Origin of the sequence: Enterobacter roggenkampii (assembly GCF_001729805.1) — a bacterium.
GTDB lineage: Bacteria > Pseudomonadota > Gammaproteobacteria > Enterobacterales > Enterobacteriaceae > Enterobacter > Enterobacter roggenkampii.
Genome location: NZ_CP017184.1, coordinates 1634219 through 1649800, shown reverse-complemented (window position 1 = coordinate 1649800; position 15582 = coordinate 1634219). Strand labels below are relative to the sequence as shown.

Annotated in this window: 15 protein-coding genes and 2 tRNA genes; 11 read left to right on the top strand and 6 right to left on the bottom strand. The window is 57.5% G+C overall.

All coding sequences use genetic code 11. The features are described from left to right. The first annotated feature begins 7 nt into the window (after nt 1-7). Complete coding sequence (locus BFV67_RS07595) at nt 8-1504, top strand: NCS1 family nucleobase:cation symporter-1 (protein WP_069598097.1); 1497 nt, start codon at nt 8-10, stop codon at nt 1502-1504. A gap of 99 nt (nt 1505-1603) precedes the next feature. Then, a complete protein-coding gene (gene guaD / locus BFV67_RS07590; RefSeq protein ID WP_049122129.1) occupies nt 1604-2923 on the top strand; it encodes a guanine deaminase in 1320 nt (439 codons plus the stop codon). Here the strand turns inward: guaD and uraH are convergent. Next, nucleotides 2903-3226 carry a hydroxyisourate hydrolase gene (gene uraH, locus BFV67_RS07585; protein WP_008499857.1) on the bottom strand — a complete coding sequence of 108 codons (324 nt, stop codon included), beginning with the start codon at nt 3224-3226 and terminating at the stop codon, nt 2903-2905. The genes guaD and uraH overlap by 21 nt on opposite strands. Then, nucleotides 3223-3723 (bottom strand): 2-oxo-4-hydroxy-4-carboxy-5-ureidoimidazoline decarboxylase, encoded by a 501-nt coding sequence (gene uraD / locus BFV67_RS07580; protein WP_069598096.1) that lies wholly within the window; start codon nt 3721-3723, stop codon nt 3223-3225. The genes uraH and uraD overlap by 4 nt, the downstream gene beginning before the upstream one ends. Nucleotides 3724-3962: 239 nt before the next feature. Between uraD and hpxO the strand changes: the two genes are divergently transcribed. Genes hpxO through BFV67_RS07565 form a run of 3 tightly spaced genes read left to right on the top strand, consistent with a single transcriptional unit; the run spans nt 3963 to nt 7116 of the window. After that, nucleotides 3963-5117, top strand: coding sequence for an FAD-dependent urate hydroxylase HpxO (gene hpxO, locus BFV67_RS07575; RefSeq protein WP_021240834.1), 1155 nt, complete (start codon nt 3963-3965; stop codon nt 5115-5117). A 17-nt stretch (nt 5118-5134) separates the two neighbouring features. Continuing rightward, nucleotides 5135-6169, top strand: coding sequence for a molybdenum cofactor-independent xanthine hydroxylase subunit HpxD (hpxD, locus tag BFV67_RS07570; RefSeq protein ID WP_069598095.1), 1035 nt, complete (start codon nt 5135-5137; stop codon nt 6167-6169). Between the two features lie 11 nt (nt 6170-6180). Next, complete coding sequence (locus BFV67_RS07565; protein ID WP_069598945.1) at nt 6181-7116, top strand: PDR/VanB family oxidoreductase; 936 nt, start codon at nt 6181-6183, stop codon at nt 7114-7116. A 44-nt stretch (nt 7117-7160) separates the two neighbouring features. On the opposite strand, the gene BFV67_RS07560 is transcribed toward BFV67_RS07565, so the two are convergent. Continuing rightward, a tRNA-Ser gene (locus BFV67_RS07560) sits at nt 7161-7248 on the bottom strand. Between the two features lie 278 nt (nt 7249-7526). Here BFV67_RS07560 and BFV67_RS07555 point away from each other — a divergent pair. From BFV67_RS07555 to BFV67_RS07535, 5 genes are all read left to right on the top strand, one after another. Further along, nucleotides 7527-8663: a D-alanyl-lipoteichoic acid biosynthesis protein DltD gene (locus tag BFV67_RS07555; RefSeq protein ID WP_069598944.1), complete on the top strand. Its 1137-nt coding sequence runs from the start codon at nt 7527-7529 to the stop codon at nt 8661-8663. A gap of 128 nt (nt 8664-8791) precedes the next feature. Continuing rightward, nucleotides 8792-9910: an MBOAT family O-acyltransferase gene (locus BFV67_RS07550; RefSeq protein WP_023343711.1), complete on the top strand. Its 1119-nt coding sequence runs from the start codon at nt 8792-8794 to the stop codon at nt 9908-9910. Next, complete coding sequence (locus BFV67_RS07545; RefSeq protein ID WP_063617778.1) at nt 9907-11340, top strand: AMP-binding protein; 1434 nt, start codon at nt 9907-9909, stop codon at nt 11338-11340. Before BFV67_RS07550 ends, BFV67_RS07545 begins: the two co-directional genes overlap by 4 nt. 17 nt (nt 11341-11357) lie before the next feature. Then, a complete protein-coding gene (locus BFV67_RS07540; protein ID WP_008499867.1) occupies nt 11358-11576 on the top strand; it encodes an acyl carrier protein in 219 nt (72 codons plus the stop codon). A gap of 155 nt (nt 11577-11731) precedes the next feature. Next, nucleotides 11732-12568 (top strand): alpha/beta fold hydrolase, encoded by an 837-nt coding sequence (locus tag BFV67_RS07535; protein ID WP_046091808.1) that lies wholly within the window; start codon nt 11732-11734, stop codon nt 12566-12568. A gap of 101 nt (nt 12569-12669) precedes the next feature. On the opposite strand, the gene BFV67_RS07530 is transcribed toward BFV67_RS07535, so the two are convergent. Continuing rightward, the gene (locus BFV67_RS07530) at nt 12670-12927 is read right to left on the bottom strand and encodes a YjhX family toxin (RefSeq protein ID WP_008499869.1); all 258 of its coding nucleotides are present in this window, start codon (nt 12925-12927) and stop codon (nt 12670-12672) included. Between the two features lie 313 nt (nt 12928-13240). On the opposite strand from BFV67_RS07530, the gene BFV67_RS07525 reads away from it, so the two are divergent. Continuing rightward, nucleotides 13241-13642 carry a GNAT family N-acetyltransferase gene (locus tag BFV67_RS07525; protein WP_059360813.1) on the top strand — a complete coding sequence of 134 codons (402 nt, stop codon included), beginning with the start codon at nt 13241-13243 and terminating at the stop codon, nt 13640-13642. A 65-nt stretch (nt 13643-13707) separates the two neighbouring features. Here BFV67_RS07525 and BFV67_RS07520 read toward each other — a convergent pair. Continuing rightward, nucleotides 13708-13795: transfer RNA gene (locus BFV67_RS07520), tRNA-Ser, on the bottom strand. 130 nt (nt 13796-13925) lie between these two features. Continuing rightward, nucleotides 13926-15554: an ABC transporter substrate-binding protein gene (locus tag BFV67_RS07515; protein ID WP_069598094.1), complete on the bottom strand. Its 1629-nt coding sequence runs from the start codon at nt 15552-15554 to the stop codon at nt 13926-13928. Between the last annotated feature and the right edge of the window lie 28 nt (nt 15555-15582).

Genomic DNA, 15582 nt, shown 5'->3' with positions numbered 1-15582 from the left:
AGGTTTCATGCCAAACAGTCAAAACGCGCAGCAGGGTACGGCCGCTGATTCCGGTGCGGTTTACAGCCCACGTCTTTGCAATGAGGATCTGGCACCGACGCGTGACCAGAACTGGAGCTGGTACAACATCTTTTCGTTCTGGATGTCGGATGTTCACAGCATGGGGGGTTATGTGGTCGCCGCGAGCTTCTTTACGCTCGGGCTGGCAAGCTGGCAGGTGCTGCTCTGCCTGCTGGTGGGGATTTGCATCGTGCAGCTGTGCGCCAACCTGGTGGCCAAACCGAGCCAGAGGGCGGGCGTGCCCTATGCGGTGATCAGTCGTCAGGCGTTCGGCGTGTTCGGGGCCAATATTCCGGCGGTGATCCGCGGGCTGATTGCCTTCGCGTGGTACGGGATTCAGACCTATCTCGCCGCCAACGCCCTGATGCTGGTGGCGCTGAAGTTCTGGCCATCGCTCTCTTCACTCACTACCGGCGCATTCCTGGGCCTGTCGCATCTGGGTTGGATCTGCTTTGCGATTATGTGGGTCCTGCAGGCGATGGTCTTCTGGCACGGCATGAGCGCCATCAAGCGCTTTATTGATATCGCCGGTCCGGCGGTCTATGTGGTGATGCTGGCCCTTGCCGGCTGGATTGTATACAAGACCGGTTTTGACGGCATCTCCTTTACCCTCGCCAGCAAATCCCTGAGCGCGGGCGAGCAGACCTGGCAGATGATCACCGCCACGGCGCTGGTGGTCTCCTACTTCTCCGGCCCGCTGCTCAACTTTGGCGATTTCTCCCGCTACGGCAAAAGCATGGGTGAGATCCGCCGCGGCAACCGCTGGGGGCTGCCGTTTAACTTCCTGCTGTTCTCCATCGTCACCGTGGTGATTGTCTCCGGCACCCAGTCGCTGTTTGGCCGCATGATCACCGATCCGATCGAAACCGTCAGCCGCGTGGGTAACGATCTGGCCGTGGCGATTGGCCTGCTGACGATGATCACCGCCACCATCGGGATCAACATCGTCGCGAACTTCGTCTCCCCGGCGTTTGATTTCTCTAACTGCTCGCCGCAGAAAATCAGCTTCCGCACCGGGGGCATGATCGCCGCCGTCGGCTCGATCCTGCTCACCCCGTGGAACCTGTTCAACTCGCCGGAGCTTATCCACTACACCCTGGACGTGCTCGGGGCGTTTATCGGCCCGCTGTTCGGCATTCTGATTGCCGATTTCTACCTGATTAAGCGCGGCAAGGTGTCGGTTGACGATCTGTTCGACGACACGCCAAAGGGCAAATACTGGTACCGCAACGGCTTTAACCCGAAAGCCATTGGCGCGCTGATCCCGTCCGTTGCCGTGGGCCTGGTCATTAGCTTTATCCCGGCCCTGCATGAGGTGGCAAACTTCAGCTGGTTTATTGGCGTCTTCCTCGGCGGCGTCACCTACCGCTGGCTGGCGCGGGAAGAGCGCGAGACGGCAGGCGCGACGTCGTTTGGCTCCCGCGTGGCGACGCAAAAAGAGTAACCCCTCCCCTCTGGCCGCAGCGTATCTGCGGCCCGTTCATTCTGGCACCGTTCTTGCTGAGCTTTCCCACCCCGCTACGCACACACGAAGGCAGGAACCATGATGGAATACCAGACTGCGATACGCGGTGCATTTTTTGATATTGCCCGGGTCTGCGACAGCGCAGACGCCATTGCCCGGCACGCGCGCTACCTTGAGGACGGCCTGCTGTTTATCCAGAACGGAAAAATTCTGGCGCAGATGCCGTGGCAGGAGGGCGAGCAGTATCTTGACCCCCACAAGGGCTACACCGACCTGCGCGGCAGGCTGCTGCTGCCCGGTTTTGTCGACACCCACGTCCATTACCCGCAAACGGAGATGATCGGCGCCTTTGGCGAACAGCTGCTGGAGTGGCTGACCACCTACACCTTCCCGGTGGAGAGCCAGTTTGCCGATGAGGCCTACGCGAAAGAGATCGCCGAATTTTTCATTCAGCAGCTGGTGAGCAACGGCACCACCACCGCGCTGGTGTTTTGCACGCTGCATCCGGAATCGGTCGAAGCGCTGTTTACCGAAGCCCTGCGCCTCAATATGCGCCTTATCGCCGGAAAGGTGATGATGGACAGGCACGCGCCGGACTACCTGAGCGAAGACGCAAAGCAGAGCTACCGGCAGACGCGGGCGCTGATCCAGCGCTGGCATCACCGTGGGCGGCTGGGCTACGCCATTACGCCGCGCTTTGCGCCGACCTCATCACCCGAGCTGCTTGCGGCGGTCAGCCTGCTCAGAGAGGAGTTCCCGGACACCTGGCTGCAGACCCACCTGAGCGAAAACCCCAACGAAGTGGCCTGGGTGAGCGATCTCTGGCCGGAGCATGAGCGCTATCTGGACGTGTATCACCACTACGGCCTGACCGGCGAGCGCAGCGTGTTTGCCCACGCGATCCATCTGCACCATAGCGAGTGGCAGTGCCTGCATGACACCGGCTCGGCGGTGGCGTTTTGTCCCACCTCGAACCTGTTTCTCGGTAGCGGGCTGTTTCGCCTGCCCGCCTGCTGGCAGCACAGGGTGCGGATGGGCATCGGCACCGACGTCGGCGCGGGCACCACCTTCAGCATGCTGCGCACCCTGGGAGAGGCCTACAAGGTCGGGCAGCTTCAGAGCTATCGCCTGCGCGCCAGCGAGGCGTTTTATCACGCCACGCTGGGCGGCGCGCACGCCCTCCGGCTGGACGACAAGATTGGTAACTTCGCGGCAGGCAAAGAGGCGGATTTTGTGGTTATCGACCCCAACGTCACGCCGCTGCAGCGCCTGCGCAATCGGCGCTGTCAGGATATCTACGAGCAGCTTTTCGTGCTGATGACCCTGGGTGACGAGCGCAACATCAGCGAGACCTGGGTCAACGGCGAGCGGGTATGGTCAGCTGCCCCGGTAGGTTGACCACCCGCCGGGGGCAATCACAAACGGCAGATGGAAGTGTTCGTCTGCCGTTTCTCCCGTGACAAACTCAATGTGCGCGCAGGGATAGATCGTCTTCCGGCCGGTATCGCTAAACCACGCCCCGATCTCCGCCACCAGCCGATAGCGGCCCGCGGGCAGAGAGGGAACGAACGCGGCGATGCGCCCCTGGGCGTTGGTCACGCCCGTGGCGAGCGTCTTCCCGTCCTGTTGCAGATGAACCGTCACGCCCTCCGCGGGCTTGCCCGTCGAAATATCGAGAATATGGGTGCTGAGTGTGCTCATTCGTGGATGACTCCTTCCAGGCGCAGCAGCGTAATTTCCCGCAGCTGTTCCAGCGCGGCATGGATTTCCTGCGCGTCGCTGTTCTCCAGCCGCGCGTGCAGGGCCTGTAATATCTCCTCGCCGCTGCGGCCCTTCGCGCGGATCAGAAAGACGCGTCCAAAGCGGGCTTCGTAGCGGGCGTTGCCTTCACGCAGCGCCCGGGCAAGAGCAGCATCGCGGTCATTCACCGCCCCCTGCTCCTGGCGCGACAGCGCCGCCTCCGCCGCTGAACCCGCTGGTTTTTCCCCGATGCGCGGATGGGCGCTCAGGGCTTGCGCCAGCGCCGCTTCGTTCCAGTTTTGCATCAGCGATTTCGCCGTACTGAACAATTCGTCCCGGCTGGCGTAAGGCCGCCCGTGAACCAGCGCATCGGCCCAGCGGGGAAGCGCCACGCAGGGGTGAATCAGCGCTAACGCCTGTTCGTGGGGGAGATGATTGAAGTCGTGCAGTGCGATCATAGTGTCTCCTTTATTGTCCTTCTCCAGGCTATTGCACAAACTACGCCACCCTGAGCACAGGCGTGAAACAGTCGATTCCACAAGGTCGGCCAGGAAATTTTTGATTCATAAAAAGGCACGCTCACCGCGTTTACGCACCTTAGCAGTGCAAACGTCTCCCTTACAACGCCGTTTTCACCACTCTGCAGCCTGGTACGCAAATTGCTGACTGTCTTTACACCCTGCAAAAGGAGAGAAGCATGAAAGCAATCGTTATTGGCGCGGGTATTGGCGGCCTGAGCGCCGCCGTCGCGCTGAAGAAAGCGGGCATCGACTGTACCGTGTTTGAAGCCGTAAAGGAGATCAGGCCCGTCGGGGCGGCCATCTCCATCTGGCCTAACGGCGTGAAATGCATGCAGCACCTCGGCATGGGCGACATCATCGAGACCTGGGGCGGGCCGATGCGTTTTATGGCCTACAAGGATTACCGGCGCGGCGATACCCTGACCCGCTTTAGCCTTGCCCCGCTGGTTGAGCGTACCGGCGGGCGCCCCTGCCCCGTCTCGCGCGCTGAGCTTCAGCGCGAAATGCTGGACTTCTGGGGTCGCGACAAGGTGCAGTTTGGCAAGCGCGTCGAAGGCGTCCATGAAGACGACGCGGGCGTGAGCGTGACCTTCACCGATGGCACCACCGCCGCCGGGGATTTCCTGATTGCCGCCGACGGCAGCCACTCGGCGGTTCGCCCGTACGTGCTGGGATACACCCCGGAGCGCCGCTACGCGGGCTATGTGAACTGGAACGGGCTGGTGAAGATTGACGAAGAGATCGCCCCGGCGCACCAGTGGACCACCTTCGTTGGCGAAGGCAAACGCGTGTCGCTGATGCCCGTCTCCGGCGGACGCTTCTATTTCTTTTTTGACGTGCCGCTGCCCGCAGGCCTGGCGGAGGATCGCACCACCCTGCGCGCCGATCTCACGGGCTACTTCCGCGGCTGGGCGCCGCCGGTGCAAAAGCTTATCGCGGCGCTGGATCCTGAAACGACCAATCGGATTGAAATCCACGACATTGAGCCGTTCGACAGCCTGGTGCGCGGCAACGTCGCGCTGCTGGGCGATGCCGGGCACAGCACCACGCCGGATATCGGCCAGGGCGGCTGTGCAGCGATGGAAGACGCCGTGGTGCTGGGGGAATGCCTGCGTGAAAACCACAACATCACGCTGGCGCTGCGGCAGTACGAGGCGCTGCGCTGCGACCGCGTACGCGACCTGGTGCTGAAGGCGCGCAAGCGCTGCGACGTCACCCACGGCAAAGATATGGCGTTGACGCAGGCCTGGTATCAGGAGCTCAAAGAGGAGACCGGAGAGCGCATCATCAACGGTCTGTGCGAGACCATTCAGGGCGGCCCGTTAGGCTGAACGCAAGAGGGACAACGATGAAAAGAGAACCGACCCCACCCGCCCACTGTACGTTTGAGCCAGAGGACTGGCTGCGTCTGGCGAAATGCTGGCATCCGGTCGCGCGCGCCTGCGACGTCGGTCCGGCGCCGGTCAAAGCGACGCTGCTGGATGAGCAGCTGGTGATTTACCGGATTAACGACCAGGTCGTGGTTGCCCGTGACGTGTGCCCGCACCGCGGCGTGCCGCTGACGCTCGGCTTTCACGACGAGCACGGGATTATCTGCCCCTATCATGGCTTACGCTTTGGGGAAGACGGTCGCTGCAACCGTATTCCGTCCAGCCCCGACCAGCCCGTTCCGGCGAAGCTGAACCTGATTAACTACGCGGTCGAAGAGCGGTTCGGACTGATCTGGACCTGCCTGGCCTTTGATCCGGATAACCCTGCGCCGCTGCCCACCATGCCGCACTGGGATGACGACGGATTTCAGCAGATTAACTGCCCGGCGTTTGAGGTGAACGGCTTTGCCGGACGTCAGGTAGAGGGTTTTCTGGACGTGGCGCACTTTGCGTGGATCCACACCGAAACCTTTGCCGACCCCAATAATCAGCTTGTGCCTGCCTATCAGCCACAGGAGACGCCGTTCGGCTTCGTGGCGGATTACTGGAGCGCCGTGAGCAACTATCCCGCCAGTTCCCCCGTGCAGGCGCCAGAAGGGTTCCAGTGGCTGCGCCATTTTGAAATGCACCTGCCGTTCACCGCCACCCTGACGATTCATTTCCCGGGTGAATCGCGGCTGGTGATCATGAACGCCGCGTCGCCGGTGTCATCGCGCGTGACCCGCATGTTCGCCCCTATTGCCCGCAATTTTGACCTGCATATTCCGGTGGAGGAAGTGCATGCCTTCAACCTGCGGATTTTTGAAGAGGATCGCCTGATGGTCGAAACCCAGCGCCCGGAAAGCCTGCCGCTGGACCTGACGCTGGAAGCGCATATCCCCGCGGATAAAAGCTCGATTGCCTATCGTCGGGGGCTGAAGAAAATGGGCTTTGGCGAGTTTTTCCTGGTATGACGGAGGCCAATATGCTGAGCGTAATTGTTGACGGGCTGTGGCGCGAGGGCGACAAAAGCCTCGCCGTCAGGCTGGTGGCTGATAACGGCGAAGCGCTGCCGCCGTGGCAGCCCGGGGCGCACGTTGATGTCCACCTGCCCTGCGGCGTGGTGCGCCCGTATTCCCTGACCGGAGCATGTGGGGACGAGAGCTATCTTATTTGCGTGGGGCGTGAAACCGCCTCGCGCGGCGGGTCGCGCTACGTTCACGAGACGCTGCGTCCCGGGCAGAAGCTGATGATATCGGCTCCGCGCAACCTGTTTCCGCTGCAGCAGGCAGAGCGGGTTTTGCTGCTGGCGGCGGGGATTGGCATTACGCCGCTGTATGCAATGGCCCTGCAGCTGAAGGCGACCGGAACGCCGTTCACGCTGCATTATTACGTCAGAAACCGTGAAAGCGCGGCGTTTGGGCGCGAACTCTCCCGGCTCGGTGAGTGCCTCATTCATACCGCCAGCCCGCGCACAGCGCTGGCGGCACATCTCCCGGTGGCCGAATCGGGCCTTCACGCCTGGGTCTGTGGTCCGGCAGGTTTTATGGAAAAAGTGCGTGAGGTGGCGGCGGCAAAGGGATGGGATGACGCCCATCTTCACAGCGAGGCGTTTCAGCCCGTTGCGCCCGCCGCAGGCGGTGAAGCCGGGGAGATCTTCACGGTCAAACTGGCCTCCACCGGGGAGCGCTGGCCGGTGCCTGCGGATAAAACCATCGCCCAGGTGCTGCAGGAAAATGGCGTGGCGGTCCCGCTTTCCTGTGAGATGGGGATCTGCGGCGCCTGCCTGACGCCGGTGATTGACGGCGTGGTGGATCATCGGGATAGCGTGCAGTCGGAGGCGGAAAAAGGCGCGATGGACCAGCAGGTGGCGCTGTGCTGTTCGCGAAGCTATTCCGGGGAGCTGGTGATTGGGCTGTAAAACGAAAAAACCCTGCGATATTGCTATCGCAGGGTTTTCGAATTTGGCGGAAGCGTAGAGATTCGAACTCTAGAACCCTTTCGGGTCGCCGGTTTTCAAGACCGGTGCCTTCAACCGCTCGGCCACGCTTCCAAAGTGAGGCGCACTATAAACATCTATTAGCGCCTTGTAAAGCAGGAATTTTTCGATTTTTCCCCACGGGCGTTTGACTGCGCAAAAAGTCACCCAAACGCTGACTTCACATCACTCTCCGCGACCTTGTACATACCGTAACACAGCAACGCTCATCTTTTTAAATCGCTCTGGTATAGAATGCCACAAAAATAGACGGCCATTTGTTGTGTAATTGTTATTAATCTGAATTTCCGCAGATTTAAGACATTACTGCCATGCAGTGTTACTGGTTGATGATGAAAATCAAAAATACGCTTTGCTTACATTTTCTGATGGCGTTTCTGGCCATTTTGTTTCTTTGTCTTCACCCGCTGGTGGCGAGCTTCGATCCGCCGCTTACCTTCCAGCCGCTGATTAAATCAATGGCGGGCACGCCTAAAGAACAGGCGGAAAAAATTGCCACTATTTCTCATGCCTTAGAAGGGAATGCGATATTCTTCATTGGTGCGTCTGAGGTGGCGACCTCAGAAGATGAACATTACGCTGTCTATAATTACTTTAATAAGCAATTGCACAAACCCGTCGTGGCGTATGGCGATGCGTTTGTCGATGACGAAACGCAGTTTTTACTGTTCTCACGTTTTAAAAATAGCCTTAACGCAAACAGTAAAGTTGTTTTGCTGCTGGCACCTGACAGCTTTTACTCAAAAGGCCTGCCTCCCGCTATCTATGCCGATAATTTCCCGGATTCTGTTTTTACTCCTTTAATGAAGGATCCGCAGGCACGCCCAATATTGGTTAATTATTTAAAACATATTGAGAGTAAAGAAATAAGCCATTTAACCTTTGGCCAAATGCGTGTCTTTGGCTGGCACCCCGATCTGATATGGGACGAGGTGAGTTTCCAGTTTGCCAACGTCTGCACCCTGATAAAAAACGACTGGCTGGCGCTGCTTCACGTCACGCCCCGGACGGAACAGCCGTGGCCGCCACAGCCGACCACCCACATTGCCCCTGACTGGGATAAAGAGCTGGCGAATGCCCGCGAGTTAAATAAAAAACGCCAGCAGAGCGCGGCCACCCTGTGGATGGACAAAACGATTTACGAGGAGGACGGTACGCGGCAGCAGTGGGATGACACGCCGGTCGTGCCTGCGCAAATCGCCGCCTTCAGTAAAACCGTCCAGCTGCTTAAAGAACACCACGTGCAGGTGATTGCTATCGTCGACCCGGTTAACCCCTGGGCGCTTTACAACACCGATACCTTCCGCCCGGTGGATAAGCAAATAAAAACCATTCTGGAAAAGAACCAGATCCCCTATTTAGATATGTACGCCATGCCTTATCAGAATGGCTGGAACTGGGATCGTTTGCACCCTTCCGAACTGGCCTGGGTTCCTATGATTCGCTTTATTGCACAGAGCTTTAAATAATGAAAATCGCGATCCGTCTTTTTTTCCTTTATCTCCTGCTGGCGATCACCATCGTCGCGTGGACCTCTGTCGATGACAGTATGAGTATGCAGCTGCATTTTGAATATCAAAAGTTCTGAGGCCGAATGATGTATAGCTCAGGAATGTTTTTTGTCTGTTTGTTTTCATCCGCCCTGGCGTTTGCGCTGGTCAATCGCCTATTACGCCATCGCCTGACGTATTTATCGGCATTATCCGTCATGGCCGCATTAGGCTGGGGCTATATTTTTCAGGGTGATTACCGTGTTCCCGCGGTCGTTTTTATCAGTTTTTATCTAGTCGCCGCGTTAAAAGAAAAAGGATGGTTAAAAACCTGGCAGGCGATTGTGTTAACGCTGCTTCCTTTATTTTTGGTGAAATTGCACCTTAATCATCATCTCGGCATGATCGGCCTCTCTTTTATGACATTCCGCGCGGTGGACGTGCTGCTCTATCGCAGTAAAAAAGAAGGGCAGAATTTCCTGCACTATTTCTGCTATCTGTTTATGCCCTTTATTATTCTGGCAGGCCCAATGTACCGCTGGCGGACATGGATGAACGACGTCAGCAAGCCCGTCTTTGCCCTTAACCGCGAACAGTTTTTAGTGGCGCTGGAGCAAATCATTACCGGCATTATCCAGAAGTTCCTGTTTGCCATGCTGGTTGATTCGCTGGTCGTACAGCCCTGGAGCCATAAGCCGTTTACGCTGACCGTGGGCGTGGTGATGTCGATTGCCTATAGCGCCTACCTCTACTTTGATTTTGCGGGCTACAGCAATATGGCCATCGGTGCGGGCCGCCTGTTTGGGCTCAACATCCCGGCAAACTTCAATATGCCGCTTCTGGCAAAGAACCCGCAGGATTTCTGGCGCCGCTTCCACATCAGCCTGTCTGAATGGCTGCGCGATGTGGTCTTTATGCCCGTTTATATGAACCTGATGAAGTTTAACTTTTTCCGTCAGAACAAAACGCTGGCGCAAAATATCGGTATTTTTTGCACCCTGTTTTGCATGGGGGCATGGAATGGCCTGGAACGCCATTACGTCATCAGCGGCGCGCTGTTTGGCGCCATTTCTGTCGCGCACAACATGCTGCTGTGGTCAGCCAAACGCAGCCCGGCGTTACACCGCGGGTTGCAGTATCCGGCTGTTGCGTTTTTGGGACGCATTCTGACGCTGGGAAGCGCCGCGGGCGCCCTTTACATCTTTAGTGGAATGTCACCTCTATGAAAAATCACTCCGATCTTCAGGAACTGCAGGATTTCTTGCGTGCGGCATTATACGATCCCGCCTCCCCGCAGCAGCTGGCCGTCAGCGGCAGCGACGAAGCCTTAAGCTGGCTGCAGCTTTCCACGGCCGTGACGGACTGGGCGCAGCGCTATCAGCGTAGCCAGCCTGTTGCCGGTACGCCGGTCGTCTTGTACGGACACCAGCAGGCCGAGTTCGCCGTGGCGATTTATAGCTGCCTGCTGCACAACATTCCGTACATTCCGGTGGACTGCATTTACCCGCAGGAGCGCCTGCGGGAGATCTGCCACCTGGCCAGCGCCCCTTACTATTACGACGTCGCGACCCGGCAGTTCATCGCCACGGGTGAACCGGGCAAGGTGCTGGAGGAGCAGGATCTGGCCTACATCATGTTTACCTCCGGCAGCACCGGCAAGCCTAAAGGGGTGCAGATTGGGCGTGAAAGCGTGTGGCACTTCATGAAATGGGTCAGCCAGGACTTTTCGCTGCCGGAAAAACCGGTCCTGATGAACCACGCGGTGTTCAGTTTTGACCTCTCCCTGATCCCTTTGCTGGCGAATCTGGCGATGGGTGGACACATCGTGCTGAACGCCAAAGACGATATTCAGAAAGCGAACTGGCTGGAGCGACTGAAAAGCAACGCCGTCTCCGCCTGGGTTTCCACCCCCTCTTTTGCTTACCAGCAGCTGCTTTCCCCGCAGTTCAACAGCGAGTATTTACCTGAACTCAACGTCTTTATCTTCATTGGTGAAGTGTTGAATAAAGCGCTGGTTAAACAGCTTCGCCGCCGCTTCCCGCAGGCCAAAATCATCAACTCCTATGGCCCAACGGAAGCGACCATCGCGACCACCGTGGTCGAGATCACAGATGCGATCATGAACAGCGACAGCGCCGTGCTGCCGGTGGGGGTCATGATGCCTGAGAGCAAAATGGAAATTTCCGCCGAGGGCGAGCTGATTATCTGGGGTAAAAACGTCATGCGCGGCTACCTCGGCCTGCCGCAGGAGAACGCAGAAAAATTACTTCATCGGGAAAACGAGGCGTTTCGCGGCTACCGGACCGGCGATCTGGGCTATGAAGCGGGGCTTATCTACTGCCAGGGACGCAACGACAGCCAGGTCAAACTGAATGGCTACCGTATTGAAATCAACGAAATTGAAAACCGCCTGCTGGCGATGTCCGGGATTAACGAAGCGGTGGTGATGCCACTGATGAAACCCTGCGGCAGCGTGCTGCGCATTGCCGCGTTCTGCGTGACGGAGCTGGCGCCGGATACCATCAAAACCTCGCTGTCGAAGGTGGTTCCCCACTACATGGTGCCGTCACAAATTATCGTAAAAGACGCTTTGCCGCTGAATCCTAACGGCAAAATTGACCGCAAGCTGCTGGACGCTTACGCCCGCACAAATTAATGACTCCAGGAAAAATTATGGAACAAGAAATTCTCGCCCTGTTCGAAAAAGTGTTATCCCGTAAGGTGGGCTTTCACGATGAGCTGATTGAATCCGACATTCTCGACTCCATCCTGGCGGTCGATATGGTTCTGGAAGTGCAGGACGTTTACGGCTGCATGATCCCGCCGACAGACGTGGCGACGGTGCTGAAAACCCCGGCGGACCTGGCCCGCTATATTGAAGAAAACCGCTAAACGCCCCTGCTGTTAATCCTGTCCTGAAGGCTCTGGCGCATCGCGCCAGGGCCCAGACGCAAAATGAATATCCTTCACCGGAATTAAACCAACCGCTTTTGTGATTTCTCCTACACTTTAGGGGTCGTGTTGTTCTTAACAGAGGAGTCTGCGGTATGGCATTCGTAACCACGAAAGACGGCGTCAACATTTACTACAAAGACTGGGGTCCGAAAGAGGCTCAGCCTATTGTCTTCCACCACGGCTGGCCGTTGAGTGCCGATGACTGGGATAACCAGATGCTCTTCTTCCTGGCAGAAGGCTATCGCGTTATCGCTATCGATCGCCGCGGACATGGACGATCGGACCAGGTGAGTGAAGGCCACGATATGGATCATTATGCGGCCGATGCGTCAGCCGTGGTTGAAAGCCTGGATCTGCACAATGCCGTGCACGTCGGTCACTCCACCGGCGGCGGCCAGGTCGCCCGCTATGTTGCGCGGTATGGACAACCACAGGGGCGCGTCGCCAAAGCGGTGCTCGTCAGCGCCGTCCCGCCTCTGATGGTCAAAACGGAGACGAATCCCGGCGGAACGCCGATCGAGGTCTTCGACGGCTTCCGCAAAGCGCTGGCGGCTAACCGCGCCCAGTTTTATCTCGACGTTGCCAGCGGTCCTTTCTACGGTTTTAATCGCGATGGTGCCGACGTTTCGCAGGGTACGATCCAGAACTGGTGGCGTCAGGGGATGATCGGAAGCGCCAAAGCCCACTATGAGGGGATTAAGGCGTTTTCAGAGACCGACCAGACGGAAGATTTGAAAACCATCACCGTTCCCGTTCTGGTGCTGCAGGGCGATGACGATCAGGTTGTGCCGTATAAAAATGCCGCCCTTCTCCAGGACAAGCTGCTGGCGAACAGCGTGCTGAAAATTTATCCGGGCTTCCCGCACGGGATGCATACCACCCATGCGGATACTATCAACGCGGACATACTGGCCTTTATTCGCTCATAACGCCGCGTTTCTTGCCGGGTGGCGCTGCGCTTACCCGGCCTACGCCACGATATCCCGCTCAATGCATGAACGCCACCCGAGGGTGGCGTTGTTTATTCCGCTTAGCGATTATCCAGCTGGGCGCGAACGTTGTTCAGCCCGGTGGTGTTGATGCGGTAAGGCTGCCCGTTCACGGATCGGATCAGCTTTTTGGCGCGGAGTTTTTTGAAGACGTTCAGCGTGCAGTCGCTCAGCACCAGCCCTTCACGGGTGTAGCACTCAACGGACGTGACGCGGCCAGAACTGTCGCGGACGTGCACAATACGTCCACCTTTGGCGAGAACGTGTAAGGTACGTTGTTCCTGACGGGATAAATTCATACTGGAAAACCTGTGTAATCATCATGCGTAAAAACGAGCACACACCCGCAGGTGCGTGCGTAAGGTTTAAGCGCAGCGATAACCAGTCCGTCCTGAAAAGGGCGGGAAGCTGATTATCTGATGACAACATTCTCCAGCATCAAAGCCTCGATGAGAGATGAAAAGGTATTTACGGGGTGAATGATAACGCCTGGTTTTTACAGGGGAATAGCGGGAGGTTAAAAGTGTGATCTGGATCGGTCCGTGAAATCGTCTTTACTCCCTTTTACTGCCAGACTGGGGCATCTTACTGAACGCTGACTGGAGCTTTTTAATGCCTGACTATACCGTGGTTGAAACCGTCCCCGCTGCGGAGGACTTTTGCCGCCTGCGCGAAATCTCGGGTCTTAGCCCTCGCCCGCTGGAGGCGGCCCGAAAAGCGCTGCCCGGCAGCTGTTATGGCATGCATATTCTGTTTGAGGGTAAACCGGTGGGTATGGGGCGAATCGTAGGGGACGGTGCGTTGAATTTCGATATTGTCGACGTCGCCGTCGATCCCCTTCATCAGGGGAAAGGGCTCGGCAGAGTCATTATGGAAACGTTGGTTGCCTGGCTGGATAGCCATGCCTGCAAAGGGGCGTACGTTTGTTTAATGGCGGATGTGCCCGAGCTTTATGCAAAATTTGGTTTTACGCTGGTTCGCCCGGCAAGCGAAGGAATGGCCAGAGTCTGGTGAAGGGTAAATCCGCGGTAGGACAAAAAGAAAAACCCCAGGTTCACGAGTAACCTGGGGTTTATATCTGGCGGAAGCGCAGAGATTCGAACTCTGGAACCCTTTCGGGTCGCCGGTTTTCAAGACCGGTGCCTTCAACCGCTCGGCCACACTTCCTAAGTGAGGCGAACTATAAACACCTCACCGCGTGCTGTAAAGAGTGCCAGCAATCGTTCGCTGTAAAAATAGTCAAAACGTGTTTAATCGGTTGAACTGACAACACATCGACGATTTTATCAGCACAGGCCTAGTGTTTCTTGATGTACATGTCTTTCGTGTAATAGTACCCCAGCTTATCCGGCGTAAAGCCGCCCACCCACGGTTTAACCAGGTGCGTACGGACGTAGTGATACACCGGAATGGCGGGCACATCGCGTCCCAGCAGATCTTCCGCCTGCTGGTAGAACTTACCCCGCTCTTCCGTTGTTTTGGCTTTTGCGGCATTCACCAGCGCCTGGTCGTATTCCGGATTGCTGTACTGGCTGGTGTTTTCGCTGTCGCCGGTGCGGAAGTTGTTCAGGAACGTCGCCGCGTCGTCGTAGTCGGCAATCCAGGCGTAACGCACCGCGTCAAAGTTGTGGGTGTGCATGGTATCCAGCATGGTTTTCCACTCCTGATTTTGCAGCTTCGCGTCCACGCCGAGGTTTTTCTTCCACATGGAGCTGGCGGCAATCGCGATGCGCTGGTGCGATTCAGAAGTGTTATAGAGCAGGTTGAAGCTCAGAGGATGGCTTTCGTTATATCCGGCCTCGTTCAGCAGTTTTTTCGCCTCGGCGATGCGCTTGTCCAGCGGCCAGCTGGCGTAATCCGGGTTCTGGAGCTTGACGCCGCCGATGTCCGGCTGGCTGATGAGCCACGCCGGGCGCTGCCCCTGCCCTAATACTTTTCCGGCAATGATGTCTTTATCGAGCGCCATGTTCAGCGCCTTGCGCACGCGGGCGTCGTTGAACGGCGGTCGGGTGGTATTGAATTCGTAGTAATAGGTCGCCAGCTGCGGGGAGACATCGAGCTGGCTGCCCAGGGTTTTCTTGAGCTGAGCGAACTGGTTGATCGGCACGGTGTAGACAATATCAATTTCACCCGCTTTATAGCGGTTCACATCCGCGGCCTCGGAGGTGATAGGCAGATACGTCACCTTGTTGATCACGGTATGATCATTATCCCAGTAGCGCGGGTTACGCTCCGCCACGATGCGTTCGTTGACCACCCACTGCGACAGCTTATACGCCCCGCTGCTGACGAAGTGCTCAGGCTTGGTCCACTTTTCGCCGAAACGGCCAATCAGCACTTTATCCACCGGCACAAGCGACGGGTGCGCCAGCATGGCGAGGAACGCCGCGTTTGGCTGGGTGAGCGTCACTTCCAGGGTGGTGTCGTTAATGGCTTTCACGCCCAGCGTGTCGGGGGATTTTTTCCCCTGAGCGATATCGGCCGCGTTGGCGATATGCATGTTGCCCGGATAGCTCGCGTACGGTGACGCCGTTTTCGGGTCAATCAGGCGCTGCCAGCTCCAGACCACATCCTCTGCGGTAATCGCCGTGCCGTCGCTCCAGGTGATGCCCGGACGCAGATGGAACGTCCAGACGGTGTTGTCCTTGTTCTCCCATTTTTCCGCCAGCCGGGGCTGGACGTCACCCGACGGGGAAACGCTCACCAGACCTTCGAATAAATCACTGATAATATTGAATTCGACGTCGCTTTCGACTTTATGCGGGTCGAGCGAAGCCGGTTCACTGCCATTATTCCTGACCAGTTCCTGTTTATCGGCCAGCGCGGTTCCTGCCGGCACGTTAGCCGCCCAGGTCGCCGTGCTGGCGCACAGGATCCCGGCGGTAAGTAAAGAGAGCGTAAAGCGCGTGCGTGTTTGTGGTTTCATGTCCTTCGCCTTATTGTCTGTTTTTGTG

Excerpts from the sequence above, each read along its gene's own strand:
- BFV67_RS07530 (WP_008499869.1), bottom strand. The coding sequence starts at position 12,927 with ATGAATTTATCCCGTCAGGAACAACGTACCTTACACGTTCTCGCCAAA.
- hpxD (WP_069598095.1), top strand. The coding sequence starts at position 5,135 with ATGAAAAGAGAACCGACCCCACCCGCCCACTGTACGTTTGAGCCAGAG.
- BFV67_RS07550 (WP_023343711.1), top strand. The coding sequence starts at position 8,792 with ATGTATAGCTCAGGAATGTTTTTTGTCTGTTTGTTTTCATCCGCCCTG.
- BFV67_RS07515 (WP_069598094.1), bottom strand. The coding sequence starts at position 15,554 with ATGAAACCACAAACACGCACGCGCTTTACGCTCTCTTTACTTACCGCC.
- BFV67_RS07555 (WP_069598944.1), top strand. The coding sequence starts at position 7,527 with ATGAAAATCAAAAATACGCTTTGCTTACATTTTCTGATGGCGTTTCTG.
- BFV67_RS07540 (WP_008499867.1), top strand. The coding sequence starts at position 11,358 with ATGGAACAAGAAATTCTCGCCCTGTTCGAAAAAGTGTTATCCCGTAAG.
- guaD (WP_049122129.1), top strand. The coding sequence starts at position 1,604 with ATGATGGAATACCAGACTGCGATACGCGGTGCATTTTTTGATATTGCC.
- BFV67_RS07565 (WP_069598945.1), top strand. The coding sequence starts at position 6,181 with ATGCTGAGCGTAATTGTTGACGGGCTGTGGCGCGAGGGCGACAAAAGC.
- BFV67_RS07595 (WP_069598097.1), top strand. The coding sequence starts at position 8 with ATGCCAAACAGTCAAAACGCGCAGCAGGGTACGGCCGCTGATTCCGGT.
- BFV67_RS07525 (WP_059360813.1), top strand. The coding sequence starts at position 13,241 with ATGCCTGACTATACCGTGGTTGAAACCGTCCCCGCTGCGGAGGACTTT.
- uraD (WP_069598096.1), bottom strand. The coding sequence starts at position 3,723 with ATGATCGCACTGCACGACTTCAATCATCTCCCCCACGAACAGGCGTTA.
- BFV67_RS07535 (WP_046091808.1), top strand. The coding sequence starts at position 11,732 with ATGGCATTCGTAACCACGAAAGACGGCGTCAACATTTACTACAAAGAC.
- BFV67_RS07545 (WP_063617778.1), top strand. The coding sequence starts at position 9,907 with ATGAAAAATCACTCCGATCTTCAGGAACTGCAGGATTTCTTGCGTGCG.
- hpxO (WP_021240834.1), top strand. The coding sequence starts at position 3,963 with ATGAAAGCAATCGTTATTGGCGCGGGTATTGGCGGCCTGAGCGCCGCC.
- uraH (WP_008499857.1), bottom strand. The coding sequence starts at position 3,226 with ATGAGCACACTCAGCACCCATATTCTCGATATTTCGACGGGCAAGCCC.